We start from the raw sequence: 18,424 nt of genomic DNA on the forward strand, positions 1-18,424 counted from the left end.
TGCCCTTGTTAGGGCGGATGCCGGGGTTAGGCATGGTCATAAATCCAGTGTAAGTGACTACTCACATAATACTCTCAACCATGCTTAAAACGCTACTGTTACATGCAAATATTTCATTATAATCAAAAACTTATACTTAGAGAGGCTGTCTAGTCATATCCCGTTCTTCTTCACGTCCTGAACGGTGCTGGTGGAGCATTTGATGTAATCCGCTACCTTTCTAACGGTCTTACCATCTGCCAGTAGCTCAGCGATTTTTTTACGCTTCGCTGCATCCTTCGGCCTGCCTTTATAAATTCCTTGCTCCTTCGCCTTTACGATGCCCTGGGCTTGTCGGTGGCGTCGATCCTCATAATCTTTACGGGCGATGGCGGCCATCATGTCGAGCATCATGCCGTTGATAGCGTCGAGCATCCTAGCGGTGAACTCATCTCCGGTGGTGTCCTTCATTCCTTGGTGACTGGTGGGCAGGTCGACAGCCACTACACGCAGGCCTTTAATCTCAATCTCAGCACGTAATTGCTTCCAGTCTTCACGTGGTAGGCGGGATAGACGGTCGATAGCTTCCACTAACAGCACGTCTCCCGGCTGTGCGTCGTTCAGTAGCCGACGCAACTCCGGGCGTTCAGTCTTGGCCCCGGATACGTTCTCCATGTAGTAACTCGCGATATTGCGGCTTTGATCCTTGGCGAATCCGGTTAGTTGGTCACGGGCACGGCTGGCGTCTTGGTCTTCGGTGCTGGCGCGAAGGTAGGCACGGATATACATAATGAAAAGGCTCTTGTATCGAATAGGGTGTATCGAAATATATTGTATCGCTTTGGGTTAAAAAACATAAATATCGATACGGAATAAGCAGCATTAAAAATGTATCGCTTGAGGTATACCCTATTCAATACGACAATCCGTTCTCAGCAGAGCTTGACATCATATGCAGTTATGAGATCATGTAAATGCATTAATGATTAACGCAGTGCCACGAGGAATGCCAAATGGAAAACACTCAGGATCAGAAAAAGCTTAAAAGGATGACGATTGAAGTCCCTCTGTCTCTTCACAGAGAGCTCAAGCAGGTGTCCGCAGTAGAGGATAAGTATATAAGGGATATCGTTGTAGATGCATGCAAGCAATATCTTAAAGGTAAAAACTCGCCCGTTGTTGAGCAAGAAGAGGAGACCGATTCACTCCACAAAGATGAGCTATTAAATATCATTGATGAAATGCTTAATGATATTGCTGCGACAAGAGACAAGATCTCAAAGAAGTAAAAAAGCGGCGCAAGTAATCCATGCAAGGCAGGCAGCGGAGCTCTGTTGCTTGCTCCAGCAAGCCTGATTCTTGGGCCAATTTTGGATCAGGGCGGGTCAGTCAGGCCGCTGTCCGTTAAGGGACAGCGGCTGGGAGGATCAGGTGGGAATGTCGATGATGTGAGACCAGTCCAATTTCTCGACCAGCTCTGACAACTTAGGTAGTAAAACACTTTTATCTGACTTCATAAGGTATTGCCAAGCCTCGCCTGACACCTCCTGCCCCGTGATTAGAGGCACATGGTGAGCCTGCTCAGCGTGCTCGAAAAGCCTCGTAATAACGGTATTGCGATACCCGTGAAAATTAGGCTCAATCTTCAAGTGCTGGCGCATCTCACCAAGTCGTTTAGAGACATACTTGCTCCACTTTCCTCGATAGCACGTTAGAGGAAAAAGCCGCTCTTTCCCCTTTCTGCCTTTAACGTATTCCATGAATCCGAGGCGCACCAGATGAGAATGAATAGGCACGTAGCGCCAAGCATTCGAGTTTTTCAAACGACGTCCATCCTCACCATGGATGCGATAAGCGAGAACCCCTTTAAAAGTGCTAATGTCGCCAGGGGTCAATGATGCAAGTTCTTCAAGCCGAGCGCCTGAGTAGAGCGCCAACAGGGGCAACCAGTATCTAGCAACGGTGTCGATGCTTTCGCGATGTTGCAAGTATTCACGAGACTGGAACCACCTCTTCAACTCGTCATCAGACCAACTTCTTGTTTTGTTTGCGTCTGCCTCCGTGGCCTTGGTAATAGCTGTAAATGGATTCTTTGATAGCTCGTCGATAGTTACGAGCCATTGCCCAAAAGTCGTTAACTTTCTGATGTTGTTATTGAACGTCGTCGCTGAAATTCGCGGCCTTTCGATCGCCATCAGATCATCCAGTGACATTTTGGCCCAACTCCCCTTTCTGCGCTGGACAGGGTAGTCTCGATATTCGTCAGCAAACTCACGCGCCACGCTCTTGGTCAATTCTTTAACCGACATATCGCCCATCAGCTCAACGAACACATCGAAGGCATAGCGGTGGGCTGATTTAGTATCATCCGAGCTGTCCCGCTGACGCTCAGTCAGGAACGTTTCGAACAGCTCACTGAGCATCTTCCCAGCTGGCTTTAACTCCTCCTCTAAGGGCATGGAGAGTTGTGCTTTATTGCCGGATAATTCTCGGTGATGTGCCATTAGCTCTTTAGCAATGCGTATAGTATTTTCCGGCGTCTCACCTTCAATAATCGGCATACCTGTCACAGGATGAAACGTGACGTATTCTATAGCGACAGAGCCACCATCACTCTCGCGATAACCGATAATTGGTTCAACACTGAGAAATCTATACTGCTCGTTTTTTACGTTAGGACGCTCTTCCATGCGAGGTTGTGAAGCATTAGGTATAAACGCTAAAGCGCCCCACTCAGGGTTAATTTCTTTCACTGGTAGCCCATTCCTTAAGGCGTCAAACACTTCCTGATAAGTCAGCCATATCGCCACTGCTCGGCGCTTAGCAGTAGCTTTACAAGAAGTGGAGAGGGTCTTTCGAAACTCTCGGCGCTGCCGAAAGTGTTGCCTGACATCTATGGGGATAACAATCCGAGCATACCAGTTTGTCTGGTGGCGAGAACGGGTTAGATAGGTTCCGTAAGTCATAGGCACACAAAAAAAGTGGGGCACCGGAGTGACCCACTTTCTTCATGAAATACTTGGTAAGCTTCTCAAGCCCTTAAAACTTAAGGCTTTAATAACGCTGTGGTGCCGACACCAGGAGTCGAACCCGGGACCTACTGATTACAAGTCAGTTGCTCTACCAACTGAGCTATGTCGGCGCTTCGCGCTTTCTTGAGAACTTGACTGCTTCACTGTTAGGCTTTGCAATCAACAAGAAATCTTGTTGGCAATGGCTGGGGTACCAGGATTCGAACCTGGGAATGCCGATACCAAAAACCGGTGCCTTACCACTTGGCGATACCCCAACGTTTGGTGGCCAGAGACGGAATCGAACCGCCGACACGGGGATTTTCAATCCCCTGCTCTACCAACTGAGCTATCTGGCCGCTGCCAACGGTGCGTATTAAACTAAAAACTCAGCTTTTCGTCAACACTTTCGTGAAACTTTCTTTCTAGTCACGTGCTTAGAGGGCTTTTTAGTAGGGCTCGAAACGTGCAAAAGCCACGCCATCCGTGGGCTGTACCGAGTTTCACTCCTTGCAGACTTGCCAACATGTAAGCTTAAGCCTGGGTAGGCGGCACGTAACCTTCGGCTTGGTCCGTAGCTTCGTTATTTAGAAAACGCTGCATTTGATCCATCAAATAAGCGCGTGCCTCGGGCTCTAACATGTTGAGGTGCTTTTCATTGATCAAGCGCGTTTGCAACGACTGCCACTCTTCCCAGGCCTGTTTAGACACGGTGGCTTGAATCTCTTGGCCCTGCTTACCTGGTAATGGTGGAAATGGCAGAGCGGGCAGCTCTTGTTGGTACTTGCGGCAGAAAACGGTGGTGCTCATGGTGTACTCCTTTTTAAATAATGGTGCGAACATAAAAGTAATAACGCAAGTGAGGCTAGCGCGACGGCCCTGGCGTTGGATCTAGGGCAAAAGGCGCCAGCTGGCTCAGCAGCGATTTAACCGGCGCAGCCAAGCCAAGAGCGGGCGGTTCGTCAACGTCATACCATACGCCGTCTTCTCTTACGCCGCTCAGCCTATCGCAACTGACTGGCTGAGGCGTAATCAATAGCCGAAAATGACTAAACGTATGAGTAAAGCTGGGCAGCGGCGTATGGCGTTCGGGGGAGGTCACATAATCAGCCAGCCAATCGTTCAGTTCACTATGTTGCTCAAATTGGGGCAGGCTCCATAAACCTCCCCATAGGCCGCTGGGTGGCCGTTGCTCTAACCACACCCGCCCTTGCCTGTCTCGTAGCATCAGCATAATGGTTTCACGTGTAGGCAAGGCTTTTTTAGGCTTGGATTCGGGAAAGCGTTGCGGCTCGCCTTGGGCGTAGGCACGGCATACGTCGTTAAACGGACAGATCAGGCAATCAGGTTTGCTGCGTTTACACAGTGTGGCGCCGAAATCCATGATGGCTTGGGTATAGTCGGCAAGACGGGTATCGGGCGTGAAATACTCAGCTAGCGTCCATAGTGAACGCTCTACTGCTGGTTTGCCTGGCCAGCCAGTAATGGCATGCAAGCGAGTCAGCGATCGTTTTACATTGCCATCTAAAATCGCGGCTTGCTGACCAGAGCTTTGTTTATCAGAACTTTGCGCGATGATAGCGCCAGCCGTGGAACGGCCTATACCCGGCAGCGCCATTAACGCTTCGACACTATCCGTTGGCAGCTCTCCCCCATGGGATGCTAATGCCACTTGGGCCGCTTTATGCAAATTGCGGGCACGCGCGTAGTAACCCAGCCCAGTCCAGAGATGCAGCACGTCGTCCTGAGGTGCGTTGGCCAGTGCTTCTAACGTGGGAAAGCGCGTCATAAAGCGTTTGAAATAGGGAATAACCGTAGCGACCTGGGTTTGTTGGAGCATAATTTCAGATACCCATACCCGGTAGGCACTTCGGGGCGACTGCCAAGGCAGGTCATGCCGTCCATACTGATCAAACCAGGTAAGCAAGCGGCGTTGAAACTCTTCTGCTGCGAGACACGGCGTAAACATGTCGGCCATAGGATTTCCTTAAACAGTAAAACCGCACCCTGCAATCAGTCGTCAGTTGGCCTTACTATTATGTAGTTAACTAACACGTAAAAAAGCGCCGGCGGTAAGGCCGGCGCGCACTTATTGTATCGGTTCAAAACAAGTATGGTTGCTCAGTTAAATAGACGACGGATCCCCTCTCGAAGTTCCTGACCAGCGCCTTCTCCTAGCCGTTCGTCAATTTGATCAAGTGAGTCGCCCAGCCGCTCTTCAAGCTCTTCTTCAAGGCGGCCGCCTGCTTCGTTACGTAGCAGGTCTATTACCGCTGCCTGGAAAGCAGAACGATCAAATCGGCACCACTGGGTTTTATCGTCGCTCACATGGCCTTCACAGCGAACGGGAAGTGGCAACTGCTCTAAACGCCGATTCACGTTACAGGCTGCATCCGCCGTGTTAACCAGCCTAGCATTTGCCTCAGTAGTAAAATTCAGCGTATTGAGATTGAATTCGCCTTCACCTTGTACGTCAATGCCAGGAAGGGTGATAAGTAAATCGTCACTGTTTACTACGCCATTACGCACTTGGAAGGTCGCGTCAAACCGCTCAAAGCGCGTATCAGGCTCCCATTCGCGCAGGGTACCTTCGCCCTCTAGCTGCGCCACTATCTCACACATTTGCTGGGAGATATTCGTTTGCAGAATAGCGCCGTCGTTCAGTTGTGCACTTAGCTCGCCGTTAAGATTATTGGTGAGCGCATCACGGCGATTGCCTTGGGTCGTCAGTGCGCCTTCCAAGTTAAAGCGGCCTCGTAACGGTGACGCCTCTTCGCTAAAGGTTTCAATGAGCGGTGCTACCTGAACATCACTGACACGGGGAGAAACCTGCCATTCCAGCACGTCTGCAGTGGCATCAAGACGGCCTGTCGAATTAAGCTCGCCCTCATAAAAACGCGACTCAAAGGCTGTCAGTTGGTGCACTCCATTCTCGCCGCGCAAGCTTAGCGAAGTGTCATCGAACGTTAATCCAGCCAGCACAAGCTGGTCGACGCTTAAGTCCCCCTCTAGCGATAGCGTGCTCAGCCATTCCTGAGGCAATAGTGCCCCATCGGTTTGGGCGAAGGCTTTGCGCAGCATGCCTCGGCTAGCTTGTTGAGCGGTTTCGGGTCCAGGCAGATAATGATCAATATTTAGTTGGTCGCCTTCCAGATTAAAGGCAAGCCAAGTACCGTCCAGCGCGGCGGAAATATTACCTGTAAAGGTACTGTCGTCCACTACTAAGGAAAGACGCGGCAGTGCAATACTCGCCATATCGCCTTCAATTGGGCTAGTCATCGCCACATCTCTCAGTGCGCTTTCATTGGCCGTATTGAGGGTAATCCCTGCGCGAGATAACCAAGGCCGCAATGTAAAAGGAGCTGCGGTGAGTTGGCCGCTGTACTGAGGAGAGTCCAAAAACTTTTCGACATTGAGATGGCCACTGACTCTCAGCCCATCTGGCCCGGTTAACTGGGCATCTTTAAACTGAGCAGTTTGCGCCGCCAAGTCACTTTCCAAGCCAAATGCCAACGAGAGCGCAAGGCTACCCTGCCAATTGTCTGGATGACGTAAGCCCGCGTCAACGACACCCTCGCGAATCGTAAGTTGTTGCTCACCCATTCGGGCAACTATTTCAGCTGCCTTCAAACTAAGCTGCTGCGGATCACTTTCTCCAGCGCGTCGCGTACGGGTCGTTAACTGGATGTTTTCAAAAACCAACTGTTCATCCTTCAGACCTAAACGAAGACGAGTTTCGAGATTCACTTCGCTGGTCAGGTCAGGCGTACGCTCCAACACCTCTGCATCTAAGCGATTATGCTTAGTGAGTGTGAACATGGCTTTTAAAGGGAAAGAGCGTAAAGGATTGACGTTGGCGCCTGAAATATTGAGCGGCTGCACACGCCATAGCGCTTGGCTTTGCTCATCACGGAAGCGAATGTCAGCATTTTTCACTTCTACACTGGCAATATTCAGCACCACCGACAAATTACCAGCATCTGCGTTGGGGCCAGCACTTGCAGGAGCTAGTACTGTTTCCGCTGTTTCGTTCCCCTGTTCAGCGAGGCGCTCTAGTAACGGCTGCCAATTACTTTCACCTTGTTCATTCTTCTCGAGATTTAAGCGCATGCCGTCTAGGGTTAAGCCATCAACAGCGATTTCGCCACGTAACAAGGGGGCAAAGGCCACGCTAACTTCGGCTCGTTCAATAGCGGCAAACGCACTCTCGTCCTGGGCTTGCTCTGGCAGCCACGCTTTTGCCTGCTCAACACTGACCCCTATACGCGGATAAAATGACCATGTGATAGGGCCTTCCAATGCCAGATTCAAGCCAGTTTGTTCTTCTACAACAGCGGTTAGCCGAGGCTTAAAATCTTCTGGGTCAAGAAAAGTGGTGACATATACCACTGCGGCAACAGCAACGATCGCTAAAATACCTATCGCGGCCAGCAAAATACGTAGTAGCTGATTCATTACCCTTTTCCTTGTGGGTCTAGCTCAACAAAATCACTGGTCGTTGGTGCGTCTGGTTGAGAAGAGTGTTCATTAGCCATTGGTCGGTAACCTAACTTAGAGAGCAGTACGCGGTCAGCTAACGGTAGCGATGACGTTTCAATGCGTAGCACACGCCCTTCTTGTTTCGCCTGCTCGCCTAAGAGGGCCATTAACCGCGTGCCTACGCCGCGCCGTCGAGTAGGTTTACGCACGCACAGCTCTGAAAGCCACCACGCGCGATCAGCTGCTTCTTTTATTGCCACCGCACCGAGCAGCCTATCGTTAAAATGTGCGCAAGCAAAAAAATGCTGCCCTTTTAAATGCTGTTCAATAAAAGGGGTGACCGTTGGTGTAGGCATTCGCTCTTGGGGCGCATCTTCATAAATGCGTATTAAGTCAATACGCACCTGCTCCTCAGCCTCCCAGCGGGCCTGGTCGACGTAATGCAGTGTCACCGGCATGGTGAAATCCTCTTTGCCAAAGCAGCAAGGCTGCTATTCTACCGCCAGCAAAGGCGGCTACCTTTCGCGCATTGTAGCGGATGGGGGCGCCGATTCACTATAATGGTCGCTTTTGGCACAGGTTATGCTTTGATCTAGCGGTGTTAACATTACCCGACGATCCACCAATACCCCCTCAGAGTGCGCATCAGCGCAGGAGATGTAACATGTCAGCGCGTATTGCCACGGTAAGCCGTGACACCAACGAAACGCAGATTACGGTCAGCGTCAACCTTGACGGTGAAGGCCGTCTCCGCAGCGACACCGGCGTTCCGTTTCTTGATCATATGCTTGATCAAGTGGCTCGTCATGGGATGGTGGATCTCGATATTGACGCAAAAGGCGACCTACACATCGATGATCACCACACGGTCGAAGATCTAGGCATTACCCTGGGCCAAGCGTTTCACCAAGCGATCGGCGATAAACGCGGCATCTACCGCTACGGGCATGCCTACGTTCCTCTTGATGAAGCGCTGTCCCGTGTGGTTATCGACTTTTCCGGCCGTCCAGGTCTTTATATGAATGTCGACTTTACCCGCGATACCATTGGCCGTATGGATACCCAGCTGTTTTGGGAGTTTTTCCAAGGTTTTGTCAATCATGCGCGCGTCACCCTGCATATTGACAATGTAAAAGGCTTTAATGCTCATCATCAGGCTGAGACTATATTTAAAGCGTTTGGCCGCGCGCTGCGCATGGCGGTGGCAGAAGACCCTCGTATGGCGGGACAAATGCCGTCTACCAAAGGAAGCCTATAATGCCGAGTATTGCATCAAGTGGTAGCTCGCCAACGATAACAAGGAGCGCTTTATGACCATCGCAGTAATCGATTATGGAATGGGCAACCTGCACTCTGTGGCAAAAGCGCTTGAGCATGTTACCCACGAAAATGTGATTATTACCCGCGACCCTCGGCGTATTTTAGGTGCTACGCGCCTAGTACTCCCGGGCCAGGGGGCTATTCGGGACTGTGTAGGCGAGCTGGAACGTACCGAGCTGCGCGGTTTAGTCGATGACATCCTTACTCGTCAAGCGAAACCACTATTGGGTATTTGCGTGGGCCAGCAAATGCTGATGGAGCGTAGCGAAGAGAACGGTGGCGTAGATTGCCTGGGCTTTTTCCATGGCAGCGTCGATCGCTTTCCGGCCAATATGCGTGATGATTATGAACAGCGCTTAAAAGTCCCTCACATGGGCTGGAATCTTGTGGCGCAACATCACGATCACCCGTTATGGTCTGGCATTGACGATAACGAACACTTCTATTTTGTGCACAGCTACTACGTCAATGCGGCTGACGATGCTCAAGTATTTGGTACTACCCAGTACGGCAAAGTATGCGCCCATGTAGCGATTGGCCGTGATGCCACCTTCGCTGTGCAGTTCCATCCTGAAAAAAGCTCCCGCGCGGGCCTTCGCCTGCTTGAAAACTTTGTCACCTGGACGCCCTGAGAGGTTTCACAATGTTGGTAATTCCCGCGATTGATCTCAAAGACGGCCAGTGTGTGCGCTTGAAACAAGGCCGTATGGACGATGCAACGTCCTACGGCGATGATCCTGTTGCCATGGCCGCTCGCTGGGTAGAAGCGGGTGCTCGCCGCCTGCACTTGGTTGACCTAAACGGCGCTTTTGAAGGCAAGCCGATGAACGGCGAGGCAGTCACCGCAATTGCGCGCGCCTACCCTGAGCTACCTATTCAAATTGGCGGCGGCATCCGCTCGGCGGAAACCATTGAACATTATTTAAATGCCGGGGTTTCTTACGTCATTATTGGCACCAAAGCAGTTAAAGAACCGAACTTCGTGGGCGAAATGTGCCGTGCGTTCCCAGGCCACATTATTGTTGGCCTGGATGCTAAAGATGGCTATGTGGCCACCGATGGCTGGGCGGAAGTATCCACTTTGAAGGCGACCGAGCTCGCCAAGCGCTTTGCCAATGACGGCGTTTCCAGCATTGTCTATACCGATATTGCCCGCGACGGCATGATGCAAGGTGTCAATGTGGAAGCCACGGCTGCGCTAGCCCGTGAAGGCGGTTTACCCGTGATTGCTTCCGGCGGCGTCACCAATTTAGATGACATTCGTGCGCTGTGTGATGTCGCTGACAGCGGCATTTTAGGCGCGATTACCGGCCGCGCGATCTATGAAGGCAGCCTCGATGTGGCAGAAGCGCAGCGCTTGAGCGACCAACTTAGCGGAGGCGACAAATGAGTTTAGCGAAACGCATTATTCCTTGCTTAGATGTCGATGCCGGACGCGTGGTGAAAGGCGTTAACTTTGTTGGCATCCGTGATGCAGGCGACCCGGTCGAAATTGCCCAGCGCTATAACCAGCAGGGAGCCGATGAAATCACCTTCCTCGACATTACCGCGAGCCATGAAAACCGTGACACAACCGTCGACATGGTAGAGCGCATTGCCGGTGAAGTGTTTATTCCCCTCACCGTGGGGGGAGGCATCCGCAGCTGCGATGATATTCGCACTATGCTGAATGCTGGGGCTGACAAAGTCTCCATTAACACCGCCGCGGTGACTAACCCTGAGTTTGTTCGCGAAGCCGCTGAGCGCTTTGGCAGCCAATGTATTGTGGTGGCGATTGACGCTAAGAAGGTGTCTAAAGAAGGCGAACCTCCTCGCTGGGAAATATTCACTCACGGTGGACGTCGACCAACGGGGCTGGATGCCATCGAGTGGGCCAGAAAGATGGTAGAGTTTGGTGCTGGCGAGTTACTGTTAACCAGTATGGACAGAGACGGTACTAAAGTGGGTTTCGACCTGGGAGTGACTCACGCTATTTCTGAGGCCGTCAGCGTGCCAGTGATTGCTTCTGGCGGTGTAGGAAACCTGGACCACTTAGTAGACGGCGTACTTAAAGGTGGTGCCGATGCGGTATTGGCAGCAAGTATCTTCCACTTCGGTGAATATACGATACCAGAAGCAAAACGCTACATGGCGGAACGCGGCATCGAAATGCGCCTTTAGCAAAGCCATTTAGCAAAAAGCCCTTCTCTCAGGAGCAGTGACATGCCTCGTTATTATCAATGGGCAGGAGGGATAGCAGGAATTTGGCTGAGCACTACCGTCTCAGCCTTTTCTTTGCCAGATTGGCCTCCCACCTTAGAACTCGACCACACACTGGTGCAAACCAGTTTGCTAACGCGCCATTTCGACCCTGACCCTGACCATACCAATCAGCAAAAACTGGTAAGCATTGAACTACATAATCCAGACCGCTGGTTAACAGGGGCGGCATGGTTTAAAAACTCGTTTGATCAACCAACCTGGTATTTTTATGCAGGACGTGAATTCCCTCTTTGGCAATTTCCTGAAGGAATCAACGTACGAGCCAAGCTAACTGGCGGGCTTCTACACGGCTATAAAGGAGAATATCGCGACAAGATTCCCTTTAACCATTTAGGCACGGCGCCTGCATTGCTACCCAGCATTGGCGTGCAATGGGGGCGCGTAGAATCAGACCTTATCATCTTCGGCACCGCCGGCATAATGGTGACGGCGGGCCTGCGGTTTTAACCGGCTTCGACCGTTACTCTTCACCCTCGTCTAAGGTTAAACCTAGATTACTAATGCCATTATTACGCCCTAGCTGACGAATTTCTTTTAGGGAAGCTTTATTAATTGGCTCACTCACGGCGTCCAAAACAGCGTCCTGGAAGTCGTTTTCGTCGGCCATCAAGGGATGGTCGCGAATGATCAGCGCTAGCGCCTGGGCATCTTCCTCACCTTCCGTTAGCTCGATAAAAGCGCGAACGCCCGCTCGCGAGGTGCGACTGACATCTAACACTGCTTCAGGCGATTCACCCTGCAGCGTATCCAGCAGTGCGGATACCGACACAACAGCATCTAACGCTCGGCGTGCTCCAAAGCTCTCATCATTTTCCGGGGGTTCGCACTCAGCCAGCTTTTCCGCTTGCCGAGCAAAGTCAATGCTAGCATTCGAAACGCTCAGCCGTTCCCACACCAGGCTCAGCACAGTACGCAGTGTATGCTCGTCACCTAACCCCGTGGTTTGTTGATAAAGCGCGTAGTTAGGTAGCAGACGTTCACAAAGGGCTGCCATAAACGCTTGCTGAGCGGGCAAAGGCAACTGTTGAAGCCGCTGGTAAAATCCTAGGGGTTTAGCCACCATGCTGATTTCCTGGGTCACAATATTGGTGAAATGAACGTGATGCGTTATCGTCGCACAAACGCGGCAGGAGATCCCTATCGCGTTATTAACATCGGCCGGCGAGGAGATTACCATGCATATCCATCTGCTACAGCACGGCCCTGACCATGGTCCCGCTCGTCTAACTGACTGGCTTGAGAGTATGGGCCATAGTTACACCGTTTTTCATCTTTATGCGGGCGAGCTCACCCCACGACCGGGTGAGTGCGACGCATTAATTGTACTGGATGGCCCTGAATGCCTAGTGAATGAACCACCCGTTTGGTTTAAAGCCGAACGAAAGCTTATTAATCGTTATTTGGATGGGCAAAAACCATTATTGGGTATTGGCTTAGGCGCACTGTGGATAGCGGAGGCGCTAGAGGCAGTTATTGCACCAGGCACCTACCCCGAAATTGGCTGGCACCAAATAACACTTGACCCAGAAAGCACCTTTGACCTACCCGAACAATTTGAGGCATTTATGTGGCACCGCCTCGTGTTCAGCTTACCGGAAAGCGCACTACCGCTTGGCGGCAGTGCAGCAGCACCATTACAAGGTTTTTCGTGGGATGCCGGGCGTGTCGTCGGTTTACTGTGCCATTTCGAAGCAACGGCTACCAGCATATCACCACTGCTCAATGCCGAAGAATGGCCACAACCAAAAACTGCCGCAGCAGGACGCTTCATACAAACCAATGAACAGATCCTAGAAGATGCTGGACGCTTTCATCAGTTGGCTCCGCTGTTAGACCGCGTGATGACCCAATGGCTGAAAGCAGCATAAGCTATAGAGAAATACGACGCCGCTATGCACTCCATTGCCTAGCGGCTTCTAAGCAGCTTTCCCAATCGCCAACATGAAGCTCCATAGGGCGGTTATCTCGCTGCTTTTCAAGGTGATAGCGATAAAGTGGGTCGTAATACTCGGTCAACAGCGGTGCAAGCCATGCTTCGTGGGCTTGAACATTCCCTAGTGCATGGGCATCAAAAGCCATACATTGTAATCGCTGTAGACGCTGCAATCGGGCATTGCCTAAGCGTTTCGCCAAGCGCTCAAGGGCATTGGCTAATTGAAGTCGCATACGCTGCCAGCCCTCTTGCTGGCCGTAACGGGCTGTGTAGCGCTGCTCCAGTGCTTCAATATAGTCACGGCGCAACTGCTCTAAACGCCAATCCAACGGCATTTCAATGCGTATTCGCGGCGCACGTTGTAGGCCATGCCAAAACGTAAGCGGAATATTGGCATTACCGATTTGCCGCGACTCATCCTCTATCACCAATTTTCCTGACAGACCAATTAAACGCTTAGCCAAAGCATGCTCAAAATTAATTTGGGTCGTCGGCTCTTCTGGCTGTCGGCCAAAAGCCGATCCTTTATGATTGGCAAAAGCTTCCAGATCAATGCCGTTACTCAATTGATTAATAAGCATCGTTTTTGCGCAGCCTGTTAGCCCCGCCACGACCAGCATTGGCTGACTGGAGGCCTCATCAATCCTCTGACATAGCCGTTGTCGCAGTGCCTTCCAGCCCCCGTCAATACGCGGCCTACTGATACCTGCATCAGCAAGCCACTGTTGTGCAATTTGTGAACGTAGACCTCCGCGAAAACAGTAGATAATAGCGTCTGGTTGACGCGCTACGTATTCCAGCCACGCGTCAACGCGTGCTCGCTTAGTGTCACCGCTGACTAAACGTTCACCTAAACTGATTGCCGCCTGCTGTCCCTGCTGCTTATAAGCAATGCCAACTTGATGGCGCTCATCATCATCCATTAACGGTAAGTTAACCGCACCAGGCAAACTGCCCTGAGCAAATTCAACCGGGGCGCGCACATCGATCAGTGGCGTTTTTTGCGCGATTAAGTTCAATGATGCCGGAACAGTGGCTAGCGTCATCCAATGACCTCAATCAAAACATCGCCTTGAGCTGCCTTCATGGTGCCAAACGGTACCAAGTTAAGACTGTGCTCACGACCAATACGTTCTACATCGTCTTCCCAGGCAGGATCGACACTAATCAACAAACCGCCTGACGTCTGAGGATCACACAGCCATTGCCAGTGAGCATCGTCCATATTAGGCAACGCTTTACCAAGAGCGTCGCGGTTGCGCAGCGAACCTCCGGGGACAGCGCCCTGCCGACGGTAAGCTTCTGCTTCTGCTAAACGGGGTAAGCGGCGAAAATCGATCTGAGCCATCACACCGCTTGCGCTGCACATTTCAGCTAAGTGTCCAGCAAGGCCAAACCCGGTGACATCCGTCATGGCGTTAACGCCTTTCACCTTGGCTAACTCAACACCGATATGATTGGGCTTGAGCATCGTTTCACGGGCCAGACCGTGATGGCCTGGCTCCAATAAACCACGTTTTTCGGCCGTAGTTAATAGCCCAACACCAAGTGGTTTGGTTAGGAATAACAGGTCATCAGGCTTTGCTTGGCTGTTGAGTTTTAAATGCGCCAAATCGACTAAACCGTTGACCGCTAAACCAAACATCGGTTCAGGGGCGTCGATCGAGTGACCGCCCGCTAACGCTACCCCTAGCTCACGACAAACAGCCTGGGCACCGGCAACAACATCCCCCGCGATCTCAGCACTGAGCTTATCCAGCGGCCAACCTAAAATCCCTAGTGCCATGACCGGCGTGCCACCCATGGCATACACATCGCTAATCGCGTTAGTGGCAGCAATACGGCCAAAATCAAAGGGATCATCGACAATCGGCATAAAGAAATCGGTGGTCGCAATCATGCCGCGGCCATCACCCAAATCATATACCGCTGCGTCTTCGCGTCCCTTGTTACCGACAATGAGCCGTTTATGGCCTGCGGCAGGTCCTGCTTTAGCAAGAATTCCATCCAGCACATCTGGGGCAATTTTGCAGCCGCAACCCGCTCCGTGACTATATTGAGTTAACCGAATTGCACTCATGAGGCCTCTCCTTAGTCTTAATATTTTTCCTTAGCATAGCTTACGCTAAAGCGCTTCCAGGGCATCGCTCAATTTATCGACAGGGATAACCTCCATTCCCTTCGGTGCCTGCTTAGGTGCATTGCCGCGAGGAACAATTGCTCTTAGAAAACCGTGCTTAGCCGCTTCAGCAATGCGTTCTTGCCCACTGGGCACTGGCCGAATTTCTCCTGAAAGCCCCACTTCGCCAAACACCACCAGCTCTTTTGGCAATGCGCGATTTTGAAGACTGGACACCACGGCCAAAAGCACCGCCAGGTCAGCACTGGTTTCGAGCACTTTCACCCCGCCCACTACGTTAAGGAAGACATCTTGATCACCGGTAAACAGACCACCGTGGCGATTTAATACGGCTAGCAGCATGGCAAGTCGGTTTTGATCGACGCCAACGGCAACACGTCGCGGATTACCCAGGGCAGACTCATCTACTAAGGCCTGCACTTCTACTAAAATTGGCCGAGTACCTTCCCACACCACCATAACCAAACTACCGGGTGCCTGCTCTTCTTGGCGTGAGAGAAAAATCGCGCTGGGGTTTTTAACCTCTTTCAAACCTTGCTCGAGCATTGCAAACACGCCCAGCTCATTCACTGCGCCAAATCGATTTTTCTGGCCGCGGAGCGTTCTAAATCGAGAATCGGCTCCGCCCTCTAATAGCAACGAAGCATCAATCATGTGCTCCAGCACTTTAGGACCAGCCAGCGTGCCATCTTTGGTCACATGCCCAACCAGCAAAAGAACCGTGTTCGTTTGCTTAGCAAAGCGTGTCAGCGCTGCCGCAGACTCCCGTACCTGTGCCACCCCTCCAGGTGCTGAGCTAATATCCTCTAAGTGCATTGTTTGAATTGAGTCGATGACCAAAATTTCCGGTTTTTCTCGTTCAGCCACCGCCAAGATGGTTTCCACGCTGGTCTCGGCCAACATTTTCAAGCCATTGGTAGGCAACTGTAGGCGGTGCGCACGCATCGCCACTTGGGAAAGCGACTCCTCCCCGGTGACGTATAGAATACGCCGCTGCTGGGCGAGCTTGCAGGCAGTTTGCAAAAGCAGCGTGGATTTACCAGCGCCTGGGTTGCCTCCAAGCAACACAGCTGAACCCGGCACTAAGCCGCCACCTAGCACTCGATCAAACTCGGCAAAGGTCGATGTAAGGCGGGGAACCTCACTAAGATCCACATTGCCAAGATCCACCACATCGCGCGATAGATCTCCTGCATAGCCTGCTCGTCCTGTCGCAGCACCGCTTCCAGGGCGCGCACTGGCCAAACGAACCTCACTTAGCGTGTTCCATTCCTGGCAACTGGAGCACTGGCCTTGCCACTTTCGATACTCTGCACCACACTCGGTGCATACAAAGGCACTTTTCGCTTTCGCCACCGCCCTATTGCTCCTTTTGTCATAAAGACTGATTGTTATAAAGATTGATTGCTATAGACACTGAGATTTATACCTTCAACGTCTAAAAATGCAAAAGGCGGCCAATGGCCGCCTTTGAGCGTCGCTTTAAACTTTACTGGCGCTGCAACTGCAGCATTTCGCCATTTTCGAAACGACGACGCTCTGGATCGATCAACTCCAGCGTGCGCTCGTTGATACGCTGGAAGTAGTAGATCTGACCATCGCCATCCGGTGTTAATTCATAGACAGTAGCAGATGGATCAGACGGCGTGCCCGTCAGCACTTCCCAGTTGCCAGCATAGTTTTCGTCTGGCGGCGTTTGTGGATGATTACGATAAGTTGCGTTTAGCGTGAATGTCCGCTCTTCGGGAGCACTCATTTCTTCACCTATCATCGTAACATCCAAGTCAATGCCATCGCAGTTGCGACAAGGCAGCGTACCTTGGTAATTAGCTTGAGAAGCAGTCATCCCAGCGTCTTCACCCTGGTCCGTTGGGCCAGATGCACAGCCCGCCAGAAGTGCCAACATAGCCGAGCCGGCTAGCAAACTCCTAAATTGCATTGAGTGTCTCCTTATCGTGTTGGACATACATTTCTTTCGCGCGCTTATGACAGCATAACCGCTACAAGGTGCGACGCCCACCCCCTTCCTACTTGAATGCTTGCGCTCGGGCAGTCATCGGGCGACCATGGGATATTAACGTCAGGATAATCAGGTTACCCGCATGAGCCAATACTGGAGTCCAGCTGTTAGGGAGCTTACCCCCTATGTGCCAGGTGAGCAGCCCCGTGAACAGGTTATTAAACTCAACACCAATGAAAACCCTTATCCGCCCGCCCCAGGGGTAAGCGAGGCGTTGCGCAATTATGCCACCGATCATTTACGCTTGTATCCTGACCCTACCTCTCACGCGCTGCGCACAACGCTGGCTGAAAGCTATGGGGTTAGTGTGGCAGAAACCTTCGTCGGCAATGGGTCAGATGAAGTGCTTGCGTTTGCGTTTCAGGCTTTCTTTTGCCATGGCGCGCCGCTGGATGTCCCTTCGATCACTTATAGTTTTTACCCCGTTTATGCCAACCTATATGGCATAACGCTTCGTAAACATCCGCTAACCCCCCAGTGGGAAGTCGATGTCGATGCCCTGGCAAATGCATCAGAGCGTAGCGGCGTTATTTTTGCCAACCCAAACGCGCCGACTGGCCACGCACACTCCCTCGAAACCATTGAGGCTCTGCTCAAACGCGTGACAAACCGGGTTGTATTAATTGATGAGGCTTATGTTGATTTCGGCGCAGAAAGCGCTGTCGCCTTAATTGAGCGCTACCCTAACCTGCTAGTCACGGGAACGTTCTCTAAATCACGTAGCTTAGCTGGTTTGCGCTTGGGCTATGCCATTGGCTCCCCAGAGCTGATTGATGGGCTTCAACGGATCAAAGACTCGTTTAATTCCTATCCAGTCGATAGTCTAGCGAGCCTCATCGGTATTGAAGCCCTTAAAGATGAAGAACATTTTAACGCCTGCCGAAATAATGTAATCACGACTCGAGAGCGCACACGTCAGCGTCTTGAACAGCTAGGCTTTGAAGTGCTGCCATCAAAGGCCAACTTCGTGCTTGCTCAACATCCTAACGTTGAAGGTGCTCAGCTGTTTGCAGGCCTTCGCGAGCGAGGAGTTTTGGTACGTCACTTTAATACTGACGCGCTCAACAATTTCTTGCGCATCACCATTGGTACAGATGATGAGATGGATAGTTTAATAGAGGCACTGGAAGCAATCTGCCGCTAATTTTTGCTCTCTACCAGACCCCTTTCAGCCCTACTGTAAGCAGCAGTAGGGCTTTTATTTGCAGTTTACTAACACTTTCCGAGCAAAAAAATCTCCCAAGGCGTAAGCCCTGGGGGGATTTTTTCTTAATAAGTGC

Annotated in this window: 19 protein-coding genes, 3 tRNA genes and 1 pseudogene; 8 read left to right on the forward strand and 15 right to left on the reverse strand. The window is 51.5% G+C overall.

Annotated elements, in window-relative coordinates; all coding sequences use genetic code 11:
* Window positions 1-153: 153 nt before the first annotated feature.
* Window positions 154-768: a recombinase family protein gene (locus B6A39_RS15485; RefSeq protein ID WP_083007097.1), complete on the reverse strand. Its 615-nt coding sequence runs from the start codon at window positions 766-768 to the stop codon at window positions 154-156.
* Window positions 769-992: 224 nt separating this feature from the next.
* Here B6A39_RS15485 and B6A39_RS15490 point away from each other — a divergent pair, with 224 nt between their 5' ends.
* A complete protein-coding gene (locus tag B6A39_RS15490) occupies window positions 993-1,268 on the forward strand; it encodes a hypothetical protein (protein ID WP_083007099.1) in 276 nt (91 codons plus the stop codon).
* Between the two features lie 138 nt (window positions 1,269-1,406).
* Here B6A39_RS15490 and B6A39_RS15495 read toward each other — a convergent pair whose 3' ends face one another.
* The 9 genes and pseudogenes from B6A39_RS15495 to B6A39_RS15530 all read right to left on the reverse strand — a co-directional run bounded on the left by B6A39_RS15495 (window position 1,407) and on the right by B6A39_RS15530 (window position 7,927).
* Entirely contained in the window at window positions 1,407-2,732 is a 1,326-nt protein-coding gene (locus B6A39_RS15495; RefSeq protein WP_198036726.1) for a site-specific integrase, read from the reverse strand.
* Window positions 2,733-2,753: 21 nt separating this feature from the next.
* Window positions 2,754-2,945, reverse strand: a pseudogene (locus B6A39_RS19225) (DUF6538 domain-containing protein); the annotation flags it as partial.
* Window positions 2,946-3,045: 100 nt separating this feature from the next.
* Window positions 3,046-3,121: transfer RNA gene (locus tag B6A39_RS15500), tRNA-Thr, on the reverse strand.
* 72 nt (window positions 3,122-3,193) lie between these two features.
* Window positions 3,194-3,268: transfer RNA gene (locus tag B6A39_RS15505), tRNA-Gln, on the reverse strand.
* Window positions 3,269-3,273: 5 nt separating this feature from the next.
* A tRNA-Phe gene (locus B6A39_RS15510) sits at window positions 3,274-3,349 on the reverse strand.
* 175 nt (window positions 3,350-3,524) lie between these two features.
* Complete coding sequence (locus tag B6A39_RS15515) at window positions 3,525-3,800, reverse strand: oxidative damage protection protein (protein WP_083007102.1); 276 nt, start codon at window positions 3,798-3,800, stop codon at window positions 3,525-3,527.
* A gap of 55 nt (window positions 3,801-3,855) precedes the next feature.
* Complete coding sequence (gene mutY, locus B6A39_RS15520) at window positions 3,856-4,968, reverse strand: A/G-specific adenine glycosylase (protein ID WP_083007104.1); 1,113 nt, start codon at window positions 4,966-4,968, stop codon at window positions 3,856-3,858.
* A 143-nt stretch (window positions 4,969-5,111) separates the two neighbouring features.
* Window positions 5,112-7,445, reverse strand: coding sequence for an AsmA family protein (locus B6A39_RS15525; RefSeq protein WP_083007106.1), 2,334 nt, complete (start codon window positions 7,443-7,445; stop codon window positions 5,112-5,114).
* On the reverse strand, window positions 7,445-7,927 hold the full coding sequence (locus B6A39_RS15530; RefSeq protein WP_083007107.1) for an acetyl-CoA sensor PanZ family protein: 483 nt from the start codon (window positions 7,925-7,927) through the stop codon (window positions 7,445-7,447). Before B6A39_RS15530 ends, B6A39_RS15525 begins: the two co-directional genes overlap by 1 nt.
* 206 nt (window positions 7,928-8,133) lie before the next feature.
* Here B6A39_RS15530 and hisB point away from each other — a divergent pair, with 206 nt between their 5' ends.
* The 5 genes from hisB to B6A39_RS15555 are packed head-to-tail and all read left to right on the forward strand — an operon-like array spanning window position 8,134 to window position 11,498.
* Window positions 8,134-8,727, forward strand: coding sequence for an imidazoleglycerol-phosphate dehydratase HisB (gene hisB / locus B6A39_RS15535; RefSeq protein ID WP_009724907.1), 594 nt, complete (start codon window positions 8,134-8,136; stop codon window positions 8,725-8,727).
* Between the two features lie 52 nt (window positions 8,728-8,779).
* Complete coding sequence (hisH, locus tag B6A39_RS15540; RefSeq protein ID WP_083007109.1) at window positions 8,780-9,421, forward strand: imidazole glycerol phosphate synthase subunit HisH; 642 nt, start codon at window positions 8,780-8,782, stop codon at window positions 9,419-9,421.
* An 11-nt stretch (window positions 9,422-9,432) separates the two neighbouring features.
* Entirely contained in the window at window positions 9,433-10,179 is a 747-nt protein-coding gene (gene hisA, locus B6A39_RS15545; RefSeq protein WP_083007111.1) for a 1-(5-phosphoribosyl)-5-[(5-phosphoribosylamino)methylideneamino]imidazole-4-carboxamide isomerase, read from the forward strand.
* Window positions 10,176-10,949 (forward strand): imidazole glycerol phosphate synthase subunit HisF, encoded by a 774-nt coding sequence (hisF, locus tag B6A39_RS15550; RefSeq protein ID WP_083007112.1) that lies wholly within the window; start codon window positions 10,176-10,178, stop codon window positions 10,947-10,949. The genes hisA and hisF overlap by 4 nt, the downstream gene beginning before the upstream one ends.
* A gap of 42 nt (window positions 10,950-10,991) precedes the next feature.
* The gene (locus B6A39_RS15555) at window positions 10,992-11,498 is read left to right on the forward strand and encodes a hypothetical protein (protein ID WP_083007114.1); all 507 of its coding nucleotides are present in this window, start codon (window positions 10,992-10,994) and stop codon (window positions 11,496-11,498) included.
* Window positions 11,499-11,511: 13 nt separating this feature from the next.
* On the opposite strand, the gene B6A39_RS15560 is transcribed toward B6A39_RS15555, so the two are convergent.
* Complete coding sequence (locus B6A39_RS15560; RefSeq protein WP_083007116.1) at window positions 11,512-12,114, reverse strand: YjaG family protein; 603 nt, start codon at window positions 12,112-12,114, stop codon at window positions 11,512-11,514.
* A gap of 112 nt (window positions 12,115-12,226) precedes the next feature.
* Here B6A39_RS15560 and B6A39_RS15565 point away from each other — a divergent pair, with 112 nt between their 5' ends.
* Window positions 12,227-12,919, forward strand: a complete 693-nt coding sequence (locus tag B6A39_RS15565; RefSeq protein WP_083007118.1) for a type 1 glutamine amidotransferase — start codon at window positions 12,227-12,229, stop codon at window positions 12,917-12,919.
* Between the two features lie 22 nt (window positions 12,920-12,941).
* On the opposite strand, the gene mnmH is transcribed toward B6A39_RS15565, so the two are convergent.
* The 4 genes from mnmH to B6A39_RS15585 all read right to left on the reverse strand — a co-directional run bounded on the left by mnmH (window position 12,942) and on the right by B6A39_RS15585 (window position 17,063).
* Window positions 12,942-14,030, reverse strand: coding sequence for a tRNA 2-selenouridine(34) synthase MnmH (gene mnmH / locus B6A39_RS15570; protein WP_083007119.1), 1,089 nt, complete (start codon window positions 14,028-14,030; stop codon window positions 12,942-12,944).
* A complete protein-coding gene (gene selD / locus B6A39_RS15575) occupies window positions 14,027-15,064 on the reverse strand; it encodes a selenide, water dikinase SelD (RefSeq protein WP_083007121.1) in 1,038 nt (345 codons plus the stop codon). The genes mnmH and selD overlap by 4 nt, the downstream gene beginning before the upstream one ends.
* 45 nt (window positions 15,065-15,109) lie before the next feature.
* Complete coding sequence (radA, locus tag B6A39_RS15580; RefSeq protein ID WP_083007122.1) at window positions 15,110-16,480, reverse strand: DNA repair protein RadA; 1,371 nt, start codon at window positions 16,478-16,480, stop codon at window positions 15,110-15,112.
* Window positions 16,481-16,613: 133 nt separating this feature from the next.
* Window positions 16,614-17,063 carry a copper resistance protein NlpE N-terminal domain-containing protein gene (locus B6A39_RS15585; RefSeq protein WP_083007124.1) on the reverse strand — a complete coding sequence of 150 codons (450 nt, stop codon included), beginning with the start codon at window positions 17,061-17,063 and terminating at the stop codon, window positions 16,614-16,616.
* A 163-nt stretch (window positions 17,064-17,226) separates the two neighbouring features.
* Here B6A39_RS15585 and hisC point away from each other — a divergent pair, with 163 nt between their 5' ends.
* Entirely contained in the window at window positions 17,227-18,288 is a 1,062-nt protein-coding gene (hisC, locus tag B6A39_RS15590) for a histidinol-phosphate transaminase (protein WP_083007126.1), read from the forward strand.
* The last annotated feature ends 136 nt before the right edge of the window (window positions 18,289-18,424 follow it).

The sequence above is a fragment of the Halomonas sp. GT genome (genome assembly GCF_002082565.1).
In the GTDB taxonomy this organism is placed as follows: Bacteria; Pseudomonadota; Gammaproteobacteria; order Pseudomonadales; family Halomonadaceae; genus Vreelandella.